This window comes from Acinetobacter courvalinii, from assembly GCF_014635545.1.
Taxonomy (GTDB): Bacteria; Pseudomonadota; Gammaproteobacteria; order Pseudomonadales; family Moraxellaceae; genus Acinetobacter; species Acinetobacter courvalinii.
The window spans coordinates 266,961-289,938 of sequence record NZ_BMDA01000002.1 but is presented as its reverse complement, the minus strand read 5'-3'; the positions used below and the strand labels follow the sequence as shown (position 1 = coordinate 289,938).

The 22,978-nt window shown below is 45.8% G+C and carries 18 protein-coding genes, 2 tRNA genes and 1 pseudogene; 6 read left to right on the top strand and 15 right to left on the bottom strand.

Annotated features, from left to right (window positions below; genetic code table 11):
* Nucleotides 1-12: 12 nt before the first annotated feature.
* From aroB to IEV39_RS10910, 7 genes are all read right to left on the bottom strand, one after another.
* Nucleotides 13-1,095 (bottom strand): 3-dehydroquinate synthase, encoded by a 1,083-nt coding sequence (aroB, locus tag IEV39_RS10940; protein WP_005282683.1) that lies wholly within the window; start codon nucleotides 1,093-1,095, stop codon nucleotides 13-15.
* A gap of 19 nt (nucleotides 1,096-1,114) precedes the next feature.
* On the bottom strand, nucleotides 1,115-1,684 hold the full coding sequence (gene aroK / locus IEV39_RS10935) for a shikimate kinase AroK (RefSeq protein ID WP_104021896.1): 570 nt from the start codon (nucleotides 1,682-1,684) through the stop codon (nucleotides 1,115-1,117).
* Between the two features lie 10 nt (nucleotides 1,685-1,694).
* Nucleotides 1,695-3,827 carry a type IV pilus secretin PilQ gene (locus IEV39_RS10930; RefSeq protein ID WP_167510585.1) on the bottom strand — a complete coding sequence of 711 codons (2,133 nt, stop codon included), beginning with the start codon at nucleotides 3,825-3,827 and terminating at the stop codon, nucleotides 1,695-1,697.
* A 61-nt stretch (nucleotides 3,828-3,888) separates the two neighbouring features.
* Nucleotides 3,889-4,416: a pilus assembly protein PilP gene (locus tag IEV39_RS10925; RefSeq protein ID WP_005227658.1), complete on the bottom strand. Its 528-nt coding sequence runs from the start codon at nucleotides 4,414-4,416 to the stop codon at nucleotides 3,889-3,891.
* A 3-nt stretch (nucleotides 4,417-4,419) separates the two neighbouring features.
* The gene (locus IEV39_RS10920; protein WP_005282679.1) at nucleotides 4,420-5,139 is read right to left on the bottom strand and encodes a type IV pilus inner membrane component PilO; all 720 of its coding nucleotides are present in this window, start codon (nucleotides 5,137-5,139) and stop codon (nucleotides 4,420-4,422) included.
* On the bottom strand, nucleotides 5,136-5,792 hold the full coding sequence (locus tag IEV39_RS10915; protein WP_005282678.1) for a PilN domain-containing protein: 657 nt from the start codon (nucleotides 5,790-5,792) through the stop codon (nucleotides 5,136-5,138). Before IEV39_RS10915 ends, IEV39_RS10920 begins: the two co-directional genes overlap by 4 nt.
* A complete protein-coding gene (locus tag IEV39_RS10910; protein ID WP_005227665.1) occupies nucleotides 5,792-6,850 on the bottom strand; it encodes a pilus assembly protein PilM in 1,059 nt (352 codons plus the stop codon). The genes IEV39_RS10915 and IEV39_RS10910 overlap by 1 nt, the downstream gene beginning before the upstream one ends.
* Before the next feature lie 163 nt (nucleotides 6,851-7,013).
* Here IEV39_RS10910 and ponA point away from each other — a divergent pair, with 163 nt between their 5' ends.
* Nucleotides 7,014-9,608, top strand: coding sequence for a penicillin-binding protein PBP1a (gene ponA, locus IEV39_RS10905; RefSeq protein ID WP_081401870.1), 2,595 nt, complete (start codon nucleotides 7,014-7,016; stop codon nucleotides 9,606-9,608).
* Nucleotides 9,609-9,624: 16 nt separating this feature from the next.
* Here the strand turns inward: ponA and IEV39_RS10900 are convergent, their stop codons facing one another.
* The 8 genes and pseudogenes from IEV39_RS10900 to IEV39_RS10865 form a co-directional block, all read right to left on the bottom strand.
* On the bottom strand, nucleotides 9,625-10,443 hold the full coding sequence (locus tag IEV39_RS10900) for a methyltransferase (RefSeq protein WP_005282667.1): 819 nt from the start codon (nucleotides 10,441-10,443) through the stop codon (nucleotides 9,625-9,627).
* Nucleotides 10,444-10,502: 59 nt separating this feature from the next.
* Nucleotides 10,503-11,621 (bottom strand): phospho-N-acetylmuramoyl-pentapeptide-transferase, encoded by a 1,119-nt coding sequence (gene mraY, locus IEV39_RS10895; protein WP_005227668.1) that lies wholly within the window; start codon nucleotides 11,619-11,621, stop codon nucleotides 10,503-10,505.
* A complete protein-coding gene (locus IEV39_RS10890) occupies nucleotides 11,622-13,019 on the bottom strand; it encodes a UDP-N-acetylmuramoyl-tripeptide--D-alanyl-D-alanine ligase (protein ID WP_005282665.1) in 1,398 nt (465 codons plus the stop codon). It lies immediately after the preceding gene.
* A 25-nt stretch (nucleotides 13,020-13,044) separates the two neighbouring features.
* Nucleotides 13,045-14,544 (bottom strand): UDP-N-acetylmuramoyl-L-alanyl-D-glutamate--2,6-diaminopimelate ligase, encoded by a 1,500-nt coding sequence (locus IEV39_RS10885; protein WP_005282663.1) that lies wholly within the window; start codon nucleotides 14,542-14,544, stop codon nucleotides 13,045-13,047.
* 3 nt (nucleotides 14,545-14,547) lie between these two features.
* A pseudogene (gene ftsI / locus IEV39_RS10880) lies at nucleotides 14,548-16,381 on the bottom strand (penicillin-binding protein PBP3).
* Nucleotides 16,382-16,391: 10 nt separating this feature from the next.
* Nucleotides 16,392-16,730: a cell division protein FtsL gene (ftsL, locus tag IEV39_RS10875; RefSeq protein ID WP_005227681.1), complete on the bottom strand. Its 339-nt coding sequence runs from the start codon at nucleotides 16,728-16,730 to the stop codon at nucleotides 16,392-16,394.
* Between the two features lie 2 nt (nucleotides 16,731-16,732).
* Complete coding sequence (gene rsmH, locus IEV39_RS10870; protein ID WP_005282660.1) at nucleotides 16,733-17,653, bottom strand: 16S rRNA (cytosine(1402)-N(4))-methyltransferase RsmH; 921 nt, start codon at nucleotides 17,651-17,653, stop codon at nucleotides 16,733-16,735.
* A 197-nt stretch (nucleotides 17,654-17,850) separates the two neighbouring features.
* Nucleotides 17,851-18,846, bottom strand: a complete 996-nt coding sequence (locus IEV39_RS10865) for a sulfate ABC transporter substrate-binding protein (protein ID WP_005282659.1) — start codon at nucleotides 18,844-18,846, stop codon at nucleotides 17,851-17,853.
* Nucleotides 18,847-19,250: 404 nt separating this feature from the next.
* Between IEV39_RS10865 and IEV39_RS10860 the strand changes: the two genes are divergently transcribed.
* The 5 genes from IEV39_RS10860 to IEV39_RS10840 all read left to right on the top strand — a co-directional run bounded on the left by IEV39_RS10860 (nucleotide 19,251) and on the right by IEV39_RS10840 (nucleotide 22,959).
* Nucleotides 19,251-19,556 carry a hypothetical protein gene (locus tag IEV39_RS10860; protein WP_005227687.1) on the top strand — a complete coding sequence of 102 codons (306 nt, stop codon included), beginning with the start codon at nucleotides 19,251-19,253 and terminating at the stop codon, nucleotides 19,554-19,556.
* A 104-nt stretch (nucleotides 19,557-19,660) separates the two neighbouring features.
* Nucleotides 19,661-21,169 carry a glutamate--tRNA ligase gene (gene gltX / locus IEV39_RS10855; protein ID WP_005227688.1) on the top strand — a complete coding sequence of 503 codons (1,509 nt, stop codon included), beginning with the start codon at nucleotides 19,661-19,663 and terminating at the stop codon, nucleotides 21,167-21,169.
* Between the two features lie 58 nt (nucleotides 21,170-21,227).
* Nucleotides 21,228-21,303, top strand: a tRNA-Ala gene (locus IEV39_RS10850).
* Nucleotides 21,304-21,365: 62 nt separating this feature from the next.
* Nucleotides 21,366-21,441 (top strand) — tRNA-Glu (locus IEV39_RS10845).
* A gap of 111 nt (nucleotides 21,442-21,552) precedes the next feature.
* Nucleotides 21,553-22,959, top strand: coding sequence for an amino acid permease (locus IEV39_RS10840; RefSeq protein WP_005227689.1), 1,407 nt, complete (start codon nucleotides 21,553-21,555; stop codon nucleotides 22,957-22,959).
* The last annotated feature ends 19 nt before the right edge of the window (nucleotides 22,960-22,978 follow it).

Below are 22,978 nucleotides of genomic sequence, written 5' to 3'. Positions count from 1 at the left end.
CCAAATAATTAATTATGCAGATTGATTCGCAAGAATAGATTGTTTCATTAACTCAACGTCAAAGTCTTTGGTAATGACGGCCTGACCCAAGCTTTTCAATAAAACCAGACGTAATTGACCGTTTAAGACTTTTTTGTCATGCGACATATAAGCCAAGAATTCATCTAATGGAATTTTTGGACATGATATCGGTAAATTGGCACGTTGAATGATATTTTTTGTACGTTGCACATCTTCGGCTGAAATCCAGCCTAAACGATGAGACAAATCTGCTGCCATCACCATACCGGTCGCCACCGCTTCACCATGTAACCAGGTGCCGTAACCCAGATAAGATTCTATGGCATGGCCAAAGGTATGCCCCAGGTTTAATAAGGCACGCTCGCCCTGCTCTTTTTCGTCATTGGCCACAATCCGCGCTTTATGAGCACATGAGCGATAAACCGCTTCTGCCAATAAATTTGCATCACGTCCGATCAATCCATCCATGTTTTGCTCTAGCCAGACCAGAAAATCAACATCACCCAATAAGGCATATTTAATCACTTCTGATAGTCCCGCAGACAGTTCGCGATCTGGCAAGGTCTCCAGTTGCGCCATATCCGCCAGCACCACTTGTGGCTGCTGGAAAGCCCCCAGCATATTTTTACCCAAGGGATGATTAATCCCGGTCTTGCCACCGACACTTGAGTCAACCTGTGACAATAACGTTGTCGGCACCTGCACAAAATAAACGCCACGCTGGAAACAGGCTGAGGCAAAACCAGCCATATCGCCAATCACTCCACCGCCCAATGCCAGTACGGTACAGTCACGGTTAAAACCGGCTTCAAGCAAAGCATCAAAAATAAGATTCAAATGCTGAAGATCTTTATATTGCTCACCATCAGGCAGAATGCATTGCGCAACCTGTTTATCCAGCTGGATCAAGGCATCCATATAATGTTGTAAATACAAAGGCGCAACTGTTGAGTTAGATACCAGCATTACTTGTCGACCATGTAAATACGGCTCAAGCAATGTTTTCGGGTCTAAATGACTGCCTATAAATATGGGATAACGACGGTCACCCAACTCAACATGTAACGTTTGCATAATAACAACCAACCAGCGATTACTTAACTTGTTTAGATAAAATGACGTGCAAGATACGTTGTGCCAAATCCCGTGCCGCACCTTGATTTGTTTCAATGACGTAATGTGCGACTTCGCGATATAAAGGATCACGCAGGGCCAATAAGTCACGTAGTTTTTGCTCTGGATTTTCGACTTGTAAGAGAGGGCGATTTTTATCGCGATAGGTGCGCTGTAGCTGGAGCTCTACAGGCGTATAAAGATAGACAACGATACCACGCTGTTTAAGAAATTCCCGGTTTTTGACTTGCGTGACTGCACCACCGCCTGTGGCCAATACCAATAATGGACGAGAGGTTAAGTCATTCAATACATTGGTTTCGCGTAACCGAAATCCGACTTCCCCTTCTTTTTCAAAAATCCATGGAATTGTGGCACCTGTTTTACGTTCGATTTCATGATCGCTATCAATAAAATCACGGCCTAGCAATTCTGCTAAATGCCGGCCAACTGTTGTTTTTCCTGCCCCCATTGGCCCTACCAAATAAATATTTGGTAGGGTTTCAAACGCTTTGCTTGGCAACGCGCCACCTATATGAATTGCGATTATTGAAAATATATTAATGATTTCTGGTCAAAGTGTCATTAACAATTCTCGGCGTAATAAAAATAAGCAGCTCACGTTTATTGTCTGTTTTCAGGTCACGACGGAATAAACGCCCGACATAAGGCAAGTCACCGAGAAACGGTACTTTGACCTGAGAACTGATATTTTCCTGCTCAAAAATACCGCCGAGCACCACGGTTTCACCATTATCCACCAGTACATTGGTATCAATCTGGTTTTTATTGATAGTGAGCTGGCCTGTCGGTGTCGGGGTGCTTTGCGAGTCTTTAGTAATGTTCAGTTTCATCATCACCTTACCATCAGGAGTAATGCTTGGCGTTACATCCAGACTCAAGGTCGCGTCAATAAATTCTGTTTTAGGCACCGCATTCGCACCGCCACCCGTTGATGAGGTATACGGAATTTTCTTACCTGATTCAATTTTTGCCGCCTGCTTGTCTGCTGTCATGACTTTCGGTGTCGAGATCACTTCACCATAACCATCAGCCTGTACTGCTGAAAGTTCCAAGTCCAGCATAAAGTCAGAAAGACTGATCAAGCCAAAGGCAATACGGCTTGCCCCAGGGGTAACAGCACCCAAGTCGACATTCAGGTTATCAGGGCGTTCGATATCGTATTTCCAGCCACCTGTGTCACTATCTTTTTTGGGATCACGTAGATTCCATAAGGTCTTATCGCTACCACCGACTAACAGATCATTATTATTGGTAATCCCCTGCGACAGGATGCCCCATTTCACCCCCATCTCTTTGGTAAAATCGGTACTAGCGCTGACAATACGTGCTTCAATCATCACCTGTTTCACCGACACATCCAGCAGATCAACCATCTTACGGATCTGGTCAATCTTTTGTGAAGTATCATTCACAATTAGGGTATTGGTCCGCGGATCAATCGAGATGGTTCCCCGTGGACTTAACAGGCCACCCGCCAAGGTGTCATTACTGATAGAATTAGAAGAATTACCGTTGTTGGTATTGGCATTTTTGCCTTGAGTAATCAGCTTTTCAATATCGGCTGCTTTTGCATAGCTTAAGGTAATATATTCGGTTTGCAGCGGCGCCAGTTTCACGCTTTGCGCCTGCGCTTTGGCTTCTTCTTCCTCTGCCTTAATCAATTCTGAAACTGGTGCAATCCAGATCACATTGCCATTACGACGTTTGTCCAGATTCTTGGTTTTCAGAACAATATCCAAAGCCTGATCCCATGGCACATCTTTAAGACGTAAGGTGATATTCCCCTGTACGGTATCTGCGGCGACCATATTGATACCGGTAAAGTCAGCCAGTAACTGCAAGACACGCCGTACTTCAATATCTTGGAAATCTAAAGAAATCTTATTGCCAGTATAGGTTTGGGTCTTGGCCTTGGTTGGTGACTTGTCTTCAGGACGTTTTAAACTGATGGTCAGTTTATTCTCTGCCTGATAGGCCATATATTCATAGCTGCCAGCAGACTGAATGGTCACCACGCCATTGCCTTTATCGTTATAGGCATCGATACTGGCAACAGGTGTTGCAAAGTCATTGGTATTTAAACGACGCGCCAAATGAGTCGGGATTTTATTGCCCATGGTCCGCACAACAATCTTACTGCCTTGCTGTTGCACATCGACCGGCGTGTTATTGCCAAGCAAATCAATTACTACCAGACCTTCACCCTGATTGCCACGCTGGAAACCAATATTGGAAATCCCTTGTTGAACCTGACGAACAGCAGTGACCGGCGTTGCCATAGCAGGTTTGGCTGAATTGATTTTCAGTACAAAAGTATTGCCTTCAACACGGGTGGTAAAGGCACCTGCATCTTTTAAATTTACAATCACACGGGAACGCTGATCATCAGCCGCGACTTCCACAGAGCTTGCTTCATTGGTAGATACAGGAATAGAGGTCTGTTTTAAACTCTGTTGTGCCTTATCAAAATCCAGAATCAAGCGGGCAGGCTGTTCCAGCTGATAAGCTTGTGGCTGCGGCGGTAACCCGTTAAACATGACACGGATCTCGGTCCCTTGTTCAGCCAAATTCATCGGCACAATGTTGGTCATGCTGACTTGTGCCGAAGCCACCTGCATCACTGCAAGCGTAATCGCAGCCATAGAAAATTGACGGAATGCATGATTCATGGTCTTCGCTTCCCCAAATAAAGAATCTTTAAACTGTTTTTTCATTGTTATTCCTTTAATCTTATGGTGCTGGTCCGATCAGAACGAGTGTTCGTGGTCTTTCCACATAACCTTCTCGTCCATCCGGTACGATTTCCACCAAATCTATCTGCGTTGGGCTAATTTTAATGATGCGCCCCTGATTCATCCCCAAATAACTCCCCACTTGTACGCGCTCGATTTGACCATCCGGCGTTTGAATCAAAGCAATAGTGGCATTGGTTCTACCACGCATACTGCCCTTCATATTTAAGGATTCGAGGGCATAACTTTCCAGTGGTTGCGGCTGACGGTTGAAGTTCGGATATACACGTTTACCGGCCATAATCTTTAACTCGGCCGCCAAGGAGCTTGGCATAAACGGGCTTTTCAGCTGATGTGCCGAATAGTTAAATAAAGGTACAGGCGTAAATACCGGTGCAGGCTCAATCGGTAAAGGCGGCTGATTGCGAATTTCAGCCATCTTCTGGTTGACTGCATCAATACGCGAGTCACATCCAACCAGCCCCAATCCAAGCAACAAGCTCAGCAGTAATTTATAATTATTCATGGCTTATTTTCCTCCTGCAGCAGGTGGATTATTTGTCGCTGCCGCAGCGGCATTGGCCTGATCATCCGCACCTACATAGCGGTAGGTTTTGGCTTTCACGGTATAATTCACCACCGGAATATCCGATTTTTTCTGGGTATCTTCTTTTGCTTCTACGGTAAAGTCATGCAAGGTAACAATACGAGGCAAAGCCGCAATACCGGTAACGAATGCACCAAAGGCATGGTAGTCACCAGTTGCATCAATACTGATCGGTTGCTCAATAAAGAACTCTTGCTTGACTTCATTTTCCAGACGGATATTTTTAAATTTCAGGCCCGAATTCACTCCGGTCAGGTTAATGTCTTCAACCAGACTTGGAATTTCTGTTTCTTTTGGCAGTTGCTCTAATTGTTGATTAAAGTTCGCTTCCATTTCTTGCAGCTGCGCTTGATATTGCTGCAAATTACGCAGCTTGGAATCTTTTTCTTTAAACTCGTTGAGTAGACTCTGCTCTTTCGCCTGTTCATTTTCAATAGATTCAAGCTGAGATTTAATCACCACAAAATAACCCAGCGCCAGCACAGCTAAAAATACAAATATCCAGCAGGTAATTTTGACGGATAAAGGCCAACTACCGTAATTGTTCATATCCAGTGTATTAAATTGCTGGAAGAACTGCTCGACCGTCATTTTCTTTTTCTTCACCGCAACGCTGTCTTGATTCAATTCATCTTGGTTCATTTCGCGGCCCCCACTGCTACTGCCCCTGATGCTGCCTGTTCTGATGCGGGTGCAGCTTCAGCCGTTGTACCAATCTCACCCAAATCGACAGTGACAATAAAACTGCCATAATTTTCCTCAACCCGAGGAATCAGCGAACTTGCTGCTTTATCTTTGTTTTTATTTTCATCCACTGCCAGGAATGAATTCATGAAAGCATTGCGATACCATGGCGAAGCTTCCAGATTACGCAACAGCTCAGCCACGGTATTCGGGCTTTCTGCTTTCCCTTCAATCGTAAATTTATCACCGGTGCGTGTGAACTTGGTTAAGTACATGGTCGGTGGTGTGACCCGGACCAGCTCATCCACCAGACGCACGGTAACCGGACGCTGTCCTTGTAAACCCTGAATCAGCTTCATACGCTCGATAATCGCGTTACGGCGTTCTTGCAAGCCATCCAGTGCTTTCAGTTGAGTATCCAGATTCTGGTTGGTACTCACAATCAGCTGATTAGCTTGTTCCTGATCACTGAGTTTATGATCAAAATACATCCAGCCTGAAAAGACCGAAGCAACCCCTAATGCAGCAACCCCAACACAAAAAGCGACAAACTGTTTCTTTCGTTGTTCTCTTAGCTCATCACGCCAAGGGAGTAAGTTAATCTTTGCCATTAATCAAAACTCCTCATTGCCAAACCGCATGCCACCATTAATGAAGAGGCATCATTTTCAATTTTTTTAATATCAATTTGGGGAGAAAAACCCATTTGTAAAAATGGATTGGCAATGGTCACCCGGTAACCGAGCTTTTGTTGTAATAGCTTGGCCAGACCAGGAATATTGGCATTCCCGCCAGCAAGCAGAATATGATCAATCTCATTGAACTGAGAAGATGAAAAGAAGAACTGCAGTGAACGTGCCGCTTGCTGAACAACGGCATCAAGAAAAGGCTCAAGCACCTCGGTATCATAATCGTCTGGCAGGGTTCTTTCTTTTTTGGCACGACCGGCTTCCTCAAAAGACAAGCCATAGCGACTTTGGACATCCTGAGTCAGTTGACGACCACCAAAGACCTGCTCACGGGTATAGATAATTTTGCCTTTCTGCATTACAGACAGCGTGGTCATGGTATGCCCGATATCCAGAATACCCACGGTATTGGCACCCATCGGCAAGGTATCGGCAAAGACGCTGAAAGCACGCTCCATGGCATAACTTTCCACTTCTGCAATTTTCGCGGTGAGGCCAGCCAGCTCAAGCACTTCGACGCGCGTGTCTACATTTTCTGTCCGTGTTGCCACGAGCAGGACGTTTACCCGGTTTGGATTGGCCAAACGATCCGGTAAAACTTCAAAATCCAGACTCACTTCATCTAATGGGAACGGAATGTATTGCTCAGCATCCATACGGATCTGAACTTCACGTTCTTCATCCGACATGTCAGCATCCATTTCTATGATCTTGTTAATGACCATAGACGTAGGCACTGCGATTGCAACATTGGTGGTGTGAGGATTGGCAAGGTTCACCACTCTCTCTAACGCATCCCCCACCGCCTCTGGGTTCAGAATGCTTTTTTCCACTACACTGTTTTCAGGTAATGGCATCACCGCATAACTTTCAACCCAATATCTACCGTTCTTTACAGAGAGCTCCAATAACTTAACAGTTGTCGAACTAATATCGACACCCACTAACCCCTTATTTGGTTTACGATATAACCTGAGCACAGTACTTTCCTATTTATTTTTTTATCCCCAAAAATACAACATACTAATTTTGTTTTGGTCTTTAATTGATACGGATACAATAACTCATCTAACAATCCGCATGTCTAAAGGATATACTGACCACAATTAGTTTGCCATTCGCTCTTATTAAAACTTACTTATTATGAAAAAGCTATCCAGTTCTGGTATTGTTCGCCCATTTTTTTTGATCATTATTATTATCTTAGTCTCACTTCCAATGGGATTTTATGGCATGTATCTCTATCTCGCGCCATCATTGCCAGATATGAGTTCATTAAAAAAAGCGCCTTTATTAAAACCATTGCAGGTCTATACGGCTGATAATAAGTTGATTGCGGAATACGGCGGAAAACTCTCCATTCCTGTTAAGTATGAACAGATTCCTCCAACCTTCATTCATGGTTTCCTTGCAGCAGAAGACTCCTCATTTTTTGAGCATAACGGCATCAGTTTTAAAGGCTTGGGGCGAGCTTTAACTGAATCTGTTACGGGCTCTGATGTGCAGACTGGCGGCTCAACCATTACCATGCAGGTTGCGAAAAACTATTATTTAAGTCCGGACCGTACGCTTAGACGTAAACTGACGGAAGTGTTTCTGGCACGAAAAATCGAACAGAACTTGACCAAACAGGAAATCTTGACGGCCTATGTCAACAAAATTTTCCTGGGTAAAAATGCCTATGGTATCGCTGCGGCGGCTCGTATCTATTACAACAAAAACCTGAATGAACTGACCACCGCACAAATGGCCATGATTGCAGGCTTACCAAAAGCGCCATCAAAATATAATCCGGTGGTGAATCCAGACCGTGCGCTTGAGCGCCGTAACTGGATTTTGGGCCGTATGCTACAACTGGGTTATCTCAACCAGAACCAGTATCAGCAAGCTGTTGCCGAGCCGATCAATCTCAACATGGTGGATCGCTCTGTCAGTAACGTTTTTCCCTATGTCGGAGAAATGGTCCGTTCCGAATTAGTTGAGCATTTTGGTGAACAAGCGATTGATTCGGGCTATAAGGTTTATACCACCATTGACAGCAACCGCCAGCGCTATGCAGAACAGGCGATTCAAAACGGACTGGAAGCCTATGACCGTCGTCATGGCTGGCGCGGTCCAGAAGCACATGACAAACCGTTAAAACAGTTCATGGCCTATGCCAACACCTACCCTGCGCAAGTCACCAAAGTGAATAATAATTCCTTTGAAGCCTTGATGCAGGATGGTTCAACCGTAACCGTGAACTGGTCAGGCATGTCTTGGGTACGTCCATATCGCAATGCCAATAGCGTCGGTGGTGCGCCATCCAATGCTTCGCAGATTGTTAAAGTTAAAGATATTGTGCGTCTACGTCCAAATGAAGGCAAAACGGTATGGGCTTTGACTCAAGTACCTAAAGTACAGGGCCAGCTCATTGCCATTAATCCCAATGACGGTGCAATTGAAGCGGTTGTAGGTGGCTATAACTTCTATCAATCAAAATTTAACCGTGCCTTACAGGGTTGGAGACAACCTGGTTCGACCATTAAGCCTTTCGTGTATGCATTGGCTTTAGAACGTGGTATGACGCCATACAGCATGGTCAACGACAGTCCGATCACCATTGGTAAATGGTCACCAAGAAACGCCGATGGTCGTTATCTTGGTATGATTCCATTACGCCGTGCGCTGTATTTGTCACGAAATTCGGTTTCTGTGCGTTTATTACAAAATGTCGGCATCGAGCGTGCCCGCCAACTGTTTATGGATTTTGGTTTACAAGATGACCAGATTCCACGTAACTACACCATTGCCTTAGGTACGCCACAGGTATTACCGATCCAGATGGCAACTGGTTATGCCACATTTGCCAATGGCGGTTACCGTATCCAGCCACACTTTATCACCCGTATTGAAGATGCGTATGGCAAAGTGATTTATGAAGCCAAGCCTGAATATGCATGTATTCCATGTATTGCCACGGCAAATAACAGTGCGAAGCAAGCAACGGCGGATGCAAGCAAAAAAGATGACGTTAAAGAAATTACCAATGAGACACTGGATGATGTCAATGCGGCATCTGACGTTCAACTGACTGCTGCCGATACTGCACAGGCCAGCAAACCAAATGGTGACTACCGTCAGGCGCAACGCATCCTGAAATCAAGCTCGGCCTATGATATGGCCAACATTCTTCGTGATGTAATCCAGCACGGTACTGGACGTGCAGCGATGAAAATCGGCCGTGATGATCTGGGCGGTAAAACAGGGACCACCAATGACGCCAAAGATGCCTGGTTTGCAGGCTTTAACGGCAAGTTAGTTGCTGTGGCCTGGGTTGGCTTTGACCAGCCGCGCACCCTGGGTCGTCGTGAGTATGGTGGCGTTGCTGCGCTTCCGATCTGGACCAACTTCATGGGCCAGTCTTTAAAAGACACACCATCAGCATGGGTACGTCTGGATAAAGATGCCAAAGATCCGATTTCTCGCGATAAGTTACAGATCCAACAAAGCGAAGACAAAAAAGAATATCGTGCTTCGCCACCGCTGGCTCGTCCAATGTATCGCCCAGCACCACCAGCGCCAACGCGTTCAACCGAAAATGACTTTTCTGACTTGCCTGGCACCACAGCACCAAGTGTCGGTGAGGAACGTCCAATCACGCCTGCGAAGAAGCAGCCTCCGGCAATGGGCTCAAACAATCCGGCACCTCAAAAAGAGCGTGACGGAATTGAGAATCTGATTAATCAGATTCAATAAGAAAAAAATCAAGCCATCAAATTGATGGCTTGTTTTTTTTCTGGAACAGATAAATCTGGAAGGCTGCCGTTGCTGCGAATTGTGGCGACTGCTCCAGTAGTTTGCGTCGTTCGGGATTGGCCTTATAAGCATAGGGTGTCATGGCGATCAGGTTTTTTAAAGCCTGCTGATCCAGCGACATGATACTCTCCACCACCTGCTCCTGTTTGAGCTCAAACTGTGCTTCTAGCTGCTCCACAAACTTCTGTGGTTCATGCAGGTTCACCTGCTCAAACAAGGCAGCACGCAAATCATATAAATGACGTGGCGCAGGCGTGACTACAATCAGATATCCATCCTGTTGTAGCACCCGCATGATTTCATCTTGAGGAATTGGACTAAACAGACTGGTACACAGATCAATGCAATGGTCCTGAACAGGTAAAGTGGCCCCCGTTCCCACCACCCAGGTCACTTTTGCATTCAGCTTGGCTGCTCGCTGTACCGCTGTCTTGGCAATATCCACCCCGATACATTGCTTGGTCTGCGCCTGCATGGCACTGGTGTAGTAGCCCTCACCACAGCCAATGTCCAGTACCGCTTCAGGTTGAAGCTGTTGCAGTATCTCGACCACCGCCTGCTGTAAAGGCTGGTAAAAACCGGCTTGCAGAAACTCACGACGTGCCAGTACCGATTCAGGTGTATCACCCGGTGACTTGCTATGTTTATGTTGCACCACATGTAAATTGACATAGCCCTGTTTTGCGACATCATAGTGATGTCCTTGTTCACAACGCCATGAGTTCTCTACCAAATTCAATGATTGGCGACAAACAGGACACATCAACAAACTCATCTATTTTCTCCAAACATAAAAAAAGCTGGTCAATACCAGCTTCTTTCTTGAATCTTGGTTTAACGTAATTTTAAGGTCATTAAGCCTAACACGACCAGGAAAATCGTGATAATCCAGAAACGGATGACCACCTGGGTTTCTTTCCAGCCCTGTTTTTCATAATGGTGATGCAGAGGTGCCATCAAGAACACACGTTTGTTACGCATACGCAATGAACCGATCTGCAAGAATACCGAAATGGCTTCCATTACAAAGACACCGCCCATAATCGCAAAGACAATTTCCTGACGCACCATCACCGCAATGGTACCGAGCATCGCTCCGAGTGCCAACGCACCGACATCACCCATGAAGACTTGTGCCGGATGTGCATTGTACCAGAGGAAGGCCAGACCGGCACCGACCATTGCCGAACAGATCACCACCAGCTCAGAGGTATATTTAACATAAGGAATATGTAAATATTCAGCGAAACGGATATCACCCGATAAATAAGCAAATACGCCTAAACCCGCTGCTACCATCACGATCGGCATGATCGCCAGACCATCCAGACCATCGGTCAGGTTCACTGCATTTGATGCGCCGTTAATCACCAGATAAGTAAAGACAATAAATGCCAAACCTAATGGGAATACAGATAAAGGAATTGAAAGATTCTTAAAGAAAGGAATCAGTAAGTCCAGCATATTCGCGGTATGCACGGCGCTATCTTGCTGTTTTGCAATCACATATAAGGCAATACCTGCTCCTAGAGACGCCACCGAAGTCCAGAAAAACTTCTTGCGCGCAGGTAAGCCCGCATTGTCTTTATAACGCACCTTAATCCAGTCATCAGCCCAACCTACCGCACCAAACACCACCATCACGCCAAGCACGATCCAGACGTAAGGATTGGATAAATCCGCCCACAATAAGGTACTGATCCCGATAGAGAGTAAAATCAGGATCCCGCCCATGGTTGGGGTTCCCATTTTTTTGGCATGGTTTTCTGGCGCAAAAGAGCTGACTGCCTGACCATACTTGAGTGCCTGTAATTTACGAATCATGACCGGGCCTAAGGCCAGACCAATCGTCAGGGCAGTCAGTAAGCTCAACAAAGAGCGCAATGTTAAATAACGAACAACCTGAAACGAACTGTTATAGTCCGCCAATTGTTCAAATAACCATAACAACATTTAAATTTTCTCCATCAAGTCAGCCATCAACGTTTCCATATGGGTATAACGAGACCCTTTGAACAGGAAACTCATTGACTGGGGTTGATGTGTTTGGACTAAATTAATTAAAAACGGTAAGGCTTCTGCCTGTGTTGCAAAGGCATGTAGCTTTGCTGAATGAGATGAACCTTGTTGCGCTGCGGCAGCAAACTCACCCACCACCACCAATTGATCAAGTGGCAAGGCCGATAACTCACGTCCCAGATCATGATGTTCCTGCCAGCTACTGTCACCCAGTTCGCCAATATCACCCATGACCATGACTTTCAAGCCCTGCTGCTGCAAGAGCACCTGCGCGGCTGCACGCATCGAGGTCGGGTTGGCATTATAGGTGTCATCAATAAACAGGTAATTGTGCTGCTGGATAAAGTTCAGACGACCTTTGGCACCTTGTGCTTGTTCTAGTCCCTGGACAATATCATCCAGTGCAATACCCAGTGCTAGAGCAAATGCTGTAGCTGCTGCGGCATTCTGTACATTATGCGCCCCTGCAAATGGCAAGTTCACTGCACGAACACCTTGTGGCGTATGCAAATTAAATTGTGCCGATTGAGGATGAAGTTGAATATCGGTCGCAAAGACATCGCCGCCTTCACCAAAACTCAGAATCGGATGTGCCTGTGCATTTTCACGAATAGTAACTGCATAATCATCTTGTGCAGGCACAATTGCGGTGCCTTGCGGCAAAATATGCGCATAGATTTCTGATTTAGCGCGGCAAATGCCCTCGCGGCCACCGAACTCACCCAAATGTGCTGTACCGATATTCAAAATGCCGGCGACATGCGGCTGCACCAGATTGGAGGTGTAATCAATTTCACCTTGGTGGCTGGCACCCAGTTCCATCACCGCATATTGATGTTGCTGACGTAGTTCCAGCAACATCATCGGCACACCCAAATCATTATTCAGGTTGCCACGGGTAATCAGGGTCGGTGCTAAACGCGATAAAATACTGCCCAACATTTCTTTGGTGGTGGTTTTACCACTACTGCCCGTTAAGGCAATCACTTTCAACTGTTGGTTTTGCTGACGGCGATAGGCTCCAAGATGTCCTAATGCCAAGCGTGTATCTTTTACGACAAGCTGTGCAATATCAGCCTCAACAGGATGCTCAACGATGGCAATCTGACAACCTTGTGCAGCGACTTGCGCGACAAAGTCATGTGCATCAAAACGCTCGCCCTTTAATGCAAGAAATGCATCACCAGCCTCGGCATGACGTGAGTCAGTCAAAATACGCTTAATTTCACCCTGCGGAATATTCTGCTGATACCACTGCCCTTGGGTGGCTTGTTGTAATTGTTCTGCTGTCCACGCTTCTAATGGGACAGTACTGGTTGTTGAGGTATGCATGGTTTTTTATTTACCTTTTTTCACACTATTGCGCAGGATAAGCAGAATGTAGCGAATGCGGTTGCGCAGCAATGGCAGACTGTACTTCAACCACATCATCAAACCAATGCCGCACGCCATCGATTTCCTGATAGTTTTCATGGCCTTTGCCCGCAATCACCACGATATCTCCGGCCTGGGCTTGGGCTACGGCAAATTTAATTGCTTCACGGCGGTCATGAATTTCATGTATGACGTGTGCACTAAAATCAATGCCCTGTTTCATATCGGCAAAAATCTGTTGAGGATTTTCAGTCCGTGGGTTATCCGAGGTCAGCATGACCGGATTGGCATGATCAAGCGCGGCCTGCGTCATGAGCGGACGTTTGCCACGATCACGATCACCACCACAACCAAATACCGCCCACAACTGTCCAGTTACATGACGTTTTAATGTGGTCAATACCTGAATCAAGGCATCCGGTGTGTGGGCATAATCCACCACAAATAGACGCTCGGCGTCCTGAATCACCTGCATACGACCTGGTGCACCTTGCAGTTGCGGTACAAACTGCACCAGATCTGCCAGTGCGAAACCTGCATATTCGGCAGCAATCAGGCTGGCCAATAAGTTTTCAACATTAAAATGCCCCAGCAGTGGGCTGTGTACCGTATAAGCACCGGCTGGGCTGATCAGGGTAAAACTTGCCCCGCTTAAACGATACTGCAAATCAGCAATATGATAATCAGCCGACGTTTGGATCAAAGAGTAGGTCAGAATTTTGGGTTGTGACGGGTTGGCTTTCGCTGCATCCAGCATGATTTGGGCATGCGCATCATCCAGATTAATTACAACAGTTTTTAAAGTCGTAAATTTGAACAGCAAGGCTTTTGCTTCAGCATAGGCCTCAAGCGTACCGTGATAATCCAGATGGTCGCGGCTTAAATTACTATAGACCGCAATTTCAAGCTCACAACCGTTGAGACGGCCTTGCTCCAGACCATGTGAACTGGCTTCCAGGGCGACAAAACGTGCACCCTGTTTGGCATAATCATGCAGCGCATGTTGCAATTGCAAAGCATCTAAAGTGGTATGTGTAGATGGGGTTAAGTTGGGTAAAATCCCGTTACCGGTGGTACCCATCACCGCACAGCCTTGACCTTGCGAGCTAATCAGCTCGGCAATCAGACGAGAAATCGTGGTTTTACCATTGGTACCCGTCACCGCAATACCGCGTAATGACGCTACCGGATCGACTGCCTGCAAATATTGCTTTTGCCATTCGCCCATGTGATAGCGAACCTCAGGACATACCCACTCATTGGCAAAGCCTAAAGCCGTTTCACTAATGATCGCCAATGCCCCGGCATCTAAGGCATTCTGGGCAAACTGGCGAGTTTTTTCTGGCTGGCTATAACTGCTCAGGGCAATAAAAATCTGCCCCTTTTCAATCTTACGACTATCCAGAGAAAAGCCCTGAAAAGGTTGGGTAGACCAAGCCGCATCAATGCTGATCGGATGTATCTGTTGAAAACTAATCGACATAATCTACCTACGGATTGGATTTTATAGAAGTATCAAGTGGTTTATCTAAAGGTACGTTCAGGAGACGTAATGATTCCTGCATGATGCGTGCAAACACGGGGGCAGCGACCAGACCACCATAATAACGGCCTTGCGGGTTTTCAACGACCACAATGATGGCCAGACGCGGATCACTGATCGGCGCAACCCCTGCAAACAAGGCACGGTATTCACTGTTGGAGTAGCCTTTACGGTCTGCACGCAGTTTATGTGCAGTCCCTGTTTTACCCCCGACACGGTAACCCGGAATTACGGCCTGCTTGGCAGTACCGCCCGGCATGGTGACTTGCTCCAGCATGGTGAGGACCTGATCGGCAATTTTAGGTGCCAGCACTTGTGTGCCTTCAGGCGCCTTATCCAGTTTGCGCAAGCTCAACGGCATTTGCACACCATGATTCGCCAGCATGGCATAGCCTTGGGCCACCTGTAAAATAGTCGCATTCAGACCATAACCATAAGCCATGGTTCCCAGTTGTGAAGGATTCAGCTTGTTACCGGAATAGAGCAGACCCGCACTTTCGCCCGGGAACTTGACTGCTGAGCGTTGCCCGAAACCTGCCCGTCTAAAGAAAGAAGGAACGGTATCTTTTGGCAGCGACAAGGCAATCTTGGCTGAACCGACGTTTGACGACTTAATAATCACGCCAGACACCGTCAAGGCACCGTAGTTATGCGTATCGCGGATAGTATGCCAGCCTAAACGCATCGAACCTGGTGAAGTATTGACAATAGTCGACGGTGTATATTTACCACTTTCCAAGGCTGCAGCCACGGTAAACGGCTTCATGGTCGAGCCTGGCTCAAACATGTCAATCGCACCACGGTTACGCATGGCATCTTTGTTGCTGAGACCGTTTTTGTCATTCGGGTTATAAGACGGCCAACTGGTCATCGCCAGAATTTCACCGGTTTTGACATCAACAGCAATTGCGGTGGCAGAGCGCGCATTATTGGCCACACCTGCTGCGGTCAGCTCGCGATACATGATGTATTGCAAACGCGAGTCGATACTCAGGGTAATATTTTCGCCTGATTCGACTTCTTTAATCACTTCAGAAACTTTAAGACGGTTACCTTTTTTATCCCGAATGATTTTTTGCTCACCATCGACACCCGACAACTGTTTGTTCAGCTGCATTTCCAGACCTTCGATGCCCACCCCTTCACTATTGGTCAGACCGATAATCTGTGCATTAGGCTGAGGTTGCGGATAGTAACGCTTATAGCTCTTCTCGGCATAAACGCCCTGAAAATTACGTTTGGTAATCAGGTCAGCCTGCTGGGGTGGAATTTCTTTTTGTAGTACCAGATAACGTGAACGAGGGCGTGCCTGCATCTGTTTCTTTAAATCTGCACGATCAACACCAACCGCATCGGCCAGTTCATCCAGATTCAGGTTTTTATCGGGCAATTGACGTTTTAATTTACGGTTATTCGGATCTTTTTTCAGTTCAGCTGTAATTTCATCAAACTGCTGTTTGGTTTCCCAGTAATCTCGTGGGTCGATCACGATTTTCATGATCGGGGTACTAATCGCCAACGGCACGCCATGACGATCACTGATCACGCCACGCATCGCCTCAAGACGTTCGGTACGCAAGATATTGGCATTGGCCTTATTTTGTAAAAAGTCCTTATTAACCACTTGCACATAGAAGGCGCGTGCGACCAAGACCACAAAGCAAAGCAGCACCGTGCCCCACAGCAAATAAAATCGCCACATGTCCAAAGCAAGTGTTGGTCTTTCCGAAATCGACTGCTGTTTTTTTCGTATTGGTTTGCTTCTTTTATCTGCCATACAGCATGCCTTATTTATCTTGCTTTGAAGTCATAGGTAAAGAAATCACTACAGTTTGCGTAGCGGGTGGCGAGAACATACGCAGTTGGGTCACGGCTCGAGAACCGATCTGTGCTGTAGCACCAAAGGTTTGCTGCTCGATCAGTAAGCGGCCCCACTCTGCATTCAGATCATCACGTTCACGCATGTAGGCGCTTAAGTCACGATAATCATGACGATATTCAAAGACCTGAAACACCACCATCATTGCACTGGTAAAGACCAATGCAACGAGTACAGCATATACAACGACTTTTTTCAGTCCCTTTTTGCTGCTTGGTAAAACGTCGTCGTCATTCTTGTTGTTCATTGTTAGCCTTTTTGCTCTAAACGCTCCGCCACACGTAGCCATGCACTACGCGAGCGAGGATTTGCTTTTACTTCTGCTTCACTCGCACGAATACGAGAAACTTTCTTTAAACGTCGAGTATCAACCTGCGCTTGAGGCATGCCCCAACCTGAATCTTCGGCCAGACTCGATTCTTTTTGAATAAATTGCTTGATCAGACGATCTTCCAAAGAATGGAAGCTAATCACCGCCAGTTGCGCCGTCGGTTTTAACAAGGCAACCGCTTGCGGCAAGAATGTCTCGATATCATCGAGTTCTTTATTGATGGCAATCCGGATGGCCTGAAAAGTCCGTGTGGCCGGATGCTTATGTTTTTCCCATTTTGGATGTGCTGTTTTAACCACTTCTGCCAGTTGAGCTGTTGTTGTCATTTCGCCTGCCAGTTTAATGGCTTTGGCAATACGGCGGCTATAACGTTCTTCACCATATTGGTAAATAATGTTTGCAAGTTTTTCTTCTTCAATATCAAGCAGCCATTCTGCAGCAGTTGGGCCTTGCGAATTATCCATACGCATATCCAGTGGCCCATTTTGCATAAAACTGAAACCACGTTCTGCCTGGTCGAGCTGTGGTGACGACACGCCCAAGTCAGCCATAATGCCATCAACTTCGCTAATGCCAATCTTGGCAAGCTCAGCCTGCAGATCGGCAAAGCTGGCATGAATAATTTTAAAGCGTGGATCTTCTTGTTCTAATTGTGCTGCAACTTCAAGCGCTTGAGGATCTTTATCAAAGGCATAGACACGCGCATTCTGATCAAGTTTTGACAATAAAAGCTTGGTATGCCCCCCACGACCAAAGGTGGCATCGACAAAAATACCAGTATCGCGACCTGCCAATACGCCATCAACGGTTTCATGAAGTAAGACAGAAATATGCGACATAAGAATTGAATCAACAGCTGAAAATGTAACTGCACATTATCACCTTGTTTTACGCCAGCACCAAACGACTTTTTGTAGAGAATTCTTAACTTTTCATAGATAAAACCGTTTTCTTGTCATTTTTCATGCAATAAAAAAGCAAACACCTTCGGTATTTGCTTTTCAATCTTTTGTGTTGATCTGAATGAAGACTAAACTTATGGTTTTTCTGCATAAATCTGGTCAAAAATCGCCCCATTTACAAAATGGGTTTTTTGCGCTTTTGCCCAGCCGCCAAACACGTCATTTATATCGAATAATTTGATCTTGGGGAATTGTTTGGCATATTTGGCTGCCACCTGAGGATTGCGTGGACGGAAATAATGTTTTGCTGCCAGTTCCTGACCGAGCGGCGAATAAAGAAAGTTCAAATAACCACGTGCCAATTGACGGTTACCATTCTTATCTACCGTTTTATCCACGATTGCCACTGAAGGCTCCGCCAGAATTGAAATTGAAGGATAGACGATGTCAAACTTATCTTTGCCTAAGCCTTGCGTTGCCAATAATGCTTCGTTCTCCCAGGACAGCAATACATCACCAATGCCACGCTCAGCAAAGGTGGTCAGGGAACCGCGTGCACCAGAGTCCAGGACTTTGACATTCTGATAAAGCTTTTTCACCAGCTCACGGGCTTTGGCATCATTTCCACCCGGCTGTTTCAAGGCATAGCCCCAAGCCGATAAGTAGATCCAGCGCGGCGCCCCACCGGTTTTTGGATTTGGCGTAATGATCTCCACCCCGTCTTTGGTCAGATCATTCCAGTCGCGAATATTTTTAGGATTACCTTTACGTACCAGAAAAACCACGGTCGACGTATAGGGTGCAGAGTTATCCTTAAACTGTTTTTGCCAGTCTTTACGGATTAAGCCGGCATTGGTAATTTCATCAATATCATTTGCCAGCGCTAAAGTCACCACATCGGCTTGCAAGCCATCAATCACGGAACGTGCCTGTTTACCCGAGCCGCCATGAGACTGTTTAAAATCTACCTCCTGACCGGTTCGTTGTTTCCAGTATTGACCAAAGGCCTGATTATATTCCTGATAAAATTCCCGAGTCGGGTCATAAGACACGTTTAAAAATGTCGTCGCGGCTTGCGCCACCCCATTTAAGCCCAGCGCCAATAATGCTGCTGCAATCACTGTTTTCATTGTTTATTGATCCAGTCCACCCCATTTGTAATCACTATATTTATTTAAAAATAATTTACAATCATATAGTTATATAAATAAATTTATTGCTTTTCAGTTTTTAAGCTAAGGTTGCAATGGATAGGCTGGATAAAAAGCCGCCAAAACAACACCTAGAAGCAAAAATGAGAAAAATTATCATTCTCCACTTTTTCTACACATTTGCTTGCTAAATTGCGCGTGTATACAAAGTAGCCAGAATGCTATAATTCTAGAGAAGGATGTGTTGAATTTTAAGATTTTTGTAAAAAGTGTGACTTAGTTCTACTTTTTCATTAAGATTTATGTTTAAATCGTATTATTAAAGCAATAGTATAGTAGTTTGGTAGTCTTATAGACTCAAATTCAAGAGGGGAATGTTAGCGATGCCAACATTAAAATTGAAGAAAACAGTATATATAAGTTTATTTTTGCTATGTTCTGTTCAAGCTGGACATGCAGCTGCAATTAAAGAAAGCAATAACATAAAAACGCTTGATAAATCTTCTTCAAGCTTGATCGTCAAAGCACTGGATCAGCAAAAACGCAATACCAGCATGCTACCGTCAACAGATGACGAGCTAAAAATGCTAAATACCATTCGTACCACGCCAACCCAGACTTTTTTTGCCAGTCAACATGAGCGTTTTTCACGTTTCGTTCAAACCATATTCCAGCCGCATAGCTCATAATTTTTAAATATGTGCCCCTCACATGTTTAAATGAAGCCTAGTCCTGTTGTGACTAGGCTTTTTCGTTATAATAGTTTCAATTTTAATTTAACCTCCGATCATTTATGAAAGTCCGTACCCGTATTGCCCCTTCTCCGACAGGATTTCCGCATGTAGGCACCGCCTATATCGCGTTGTTTAATTTATGTTTTGCCAAGCAACATGGCGGTGAATTCATTTTACGTATTGAAGATACCGACCAGCTTCGCTCTACGCCAGAATCTGAAAAAATGATTCTGGATTCTTTGCGCTGGCTGGGTCTGAACTGGTCTGAAGGCCCGGATGTGGGTGGCCCACATGCGCCTTACCGCCAGTCAGAACGGATGGGCATTTATAAGCAATATGCGCTTGAGCTGGTTGAAAAAGGACATGCTTTTTATTGTTTCGCAACAGCAGAAGAATTAGATCAAATGCGTGCAGAACAACAGGCACGTGGCGAAACACCAAAATATGACGGTCGCGGTTTAAAATTATCTCAAGAAGAAGTACAACGTCGTCTTGCAGCAGGCGAACCTCATGTTATCCGTATGAAAGTACCAGAAGAAGGCATTTGTAAAATCAATGACCTACTCCGCGGTGAAGTCGAGATTCCATGGGCACAAGTGGATATGCAAGTCCTGCTAAAAACCGATGGTTTGCCAACCTATCACCTTGCGAACGTGGTAGATGACCATTTAATGGAAATCACCCATGTATTACGTGGTGAAGAATGGTTGCCTTCTGCACCCAAACACCAGCTGCTTTATCAATATTTCGGTTGGGACATGCCAACACTGTGCCATATGCCGTTATTGCGTAATCCGGACAAATCAAAACTGTCTAAACGTAAAAACCCAACCTCAATCAACTACTATCGTGACATCGGCGTCTTGCCAGAAGCCCTGTTGAACTATCTGGGTCGCATGGGCTGGTCAATGCCGGATGAACGTGAAATCTTTACCTTAAAAGACATGATTGAGAATTTTGACGTGCAACGTGTTTCTCTTGGTGGCCCAATCTTTGATGTGGAGAAACTCAACTGGCTCAACGGTCAGTGGATTAAAGGCCTGACACCGGGACAACTGCTAGACCGTTTACTGGCATGGAAGAGCGACCGTCAAACCCTTGAAGATATTGCGGCTGCAATTCAACCGCGTATTAACCTGCTCTCTGAAGCAGTGAACTGGGCCGGTTTCTACTTCAACCATATGCCACAAATCAGCAAAGAACAGTTCGAAAGCAAGAAACTGAGCGAAGAACAGGTTCGTCAAAGTTTACAGTTTGCCATCTGGCGTTTAGAAAGCCAGTTCACATGGAATAATGACACCGTCAGTCAAACCCTGATGGATCTGGCCAACCAGATGGAAGTCAAACTACGCGACTTCATGCCGGCCTTCTTTATTGCCATTGCCGGATCAACCAGTTCAACCCCAGTGATGCAGGCCATGGTTACTCTTGGACCTGATTTGACCTTTGCCCGCTTACGTCATGCCCTGGAAATTGTGGGTGCGCCGAGCAAGAAAGAACTGAAAGTCTGGGAAAAATTGAATGAATCCCTAAAATTGCCGAAAAATGATGCAAATAGTGAGACTTAATTCAGTTTAATGATTGACGTGTGAGCGCATTCCCCCTAATATTGCGCTCACACATTCTGGGGTCATAGCTCAGTTGGTAGAGCGCTACAATGGCATTGTAGAGGTCAGCAGTTCGATCCTGCTTGGCTCCACCACCGTTTCCGAATAGGAAGCGTGAAGCATAGTTATGCTCAAATCTTTGTGTATTGCCTCATCTGTCCCTATCGTCTAGAGGCCTAGGACATCGCCCTTTCACGGCGGTAACCGGGGTTCGAATCCCCGTAGGGACGCCATATTCTGTCTGATAATAATTATATTTTTCTTACAATCTTGCCTCAAGCAGATTGCACATTTTCGAATTTTCCATAAAATAGCCGCTTCTCTATGCTTGGACAAATTGTCGTATGCAATCTTCCAACTCAAATGCGAATACAGAACCCAAAACGCTAAAGCGTGCCATGAGCACCCGCCATTTAGTCATGCTTTCTTTAGGCGGCGCAATTGGTACTGGCCTGTTTTTAGGTTCTGGTGAAGTTATCGCGCAAACCGGACCGATTGGTGCAATTATTGCCTATATTCTCGGCGGTCTGATTGCCTATATGGTCATGCTCTGTCTAGGTGAACTTGCAGTACATATGCCTGTTGCTGGATCTTTTGGTGCATACGCTCGAAAATATATTGGTCCAGGCACAGGTTACATGATTTCTTGGGTGTACTGGCTCACCTGGACTGCGACCTTAGGAACCGAGTTCACCGCTGCTGCCCTGCTGATGCAGGAATGGTTTCCCCATATTTCCATGTGGATCTGGACCATTATCTTTGCCGTTACCATTCTGGGTCTGAATTTAACCTCAACCCGTATGTTTGCCGAATCTGAATTCTGGCTAGCGCTGGTCAAAGTGGTGACCGTGATTGCCTTTATCATTCTAGGCTTGATGGCTATTTTTGGTCTGATCCCGTTCCATGGTTATGAATCGGCACCGCTATTCCACAACCTGACCGCCCATGGCTGGTTCCCGCAAGGCTTAATTCCCATCTTCACCACCATGCTGATCGTGAACTTTGCTTTCTCGGGCACTGAGTTAATCGGTGTTGCCGCCGGTGAAACCAAAGACCCTGCTGAAAATGTACCCAAAGCCATTAATGCCGCGATCTGGCGTTTATTGATTTTCTTTGTCGGTACCATCATCGTGATTAGTGCACTGCTTCCTTTCCAGGTGGCAGGTTTAGGCGGTGAAGGCGTGAGTAGCAGTCCGTTCGTGACCGTGTTTAATTACATCGGTATTCCTTATGCCGACGATATTATCCGCTTCGTGATTATCACCGCACTACTTTCAGCGGCCAACTCAGGCCTGTATGCGGCATCACGTATGATGTGGTCTTTGTCCGATCAGCGTCAGCTACCCAGCGTTTTCTCTCGCTTGTCAAAGAGTGGTACGCCTATCATTGCACTGGTCGTCACCATGTTTGGTGCAATTCCAGGGTTGTTATCAGAACACTTTGCACCTGAGACTATTTTCAAAAATTTACTTGGGGTGGCTGCATTCACCATGGTGATCGTGTGGATGAGTATCTGCTGGAGTCAATTTAACTTCAGACGTCAATGGTACAAGGCCGGACATACTGCAAAAGATTTAAAATTTGCTGCGCCGCTTTACCCGATCGTCCCAATCTTGGGTTTTATCTTCTGTTTGATTACAGGGCTGAGTATGGCAGCCGATCCGGAAATGCAAGCAGGTTTTATTGGGTGCTTGCTGTTTATTGCCGCATGTTATGTGAGCCATTACATTTTCTATCGTCATCGCCAATAATTTGTTCCATAAAAAATGC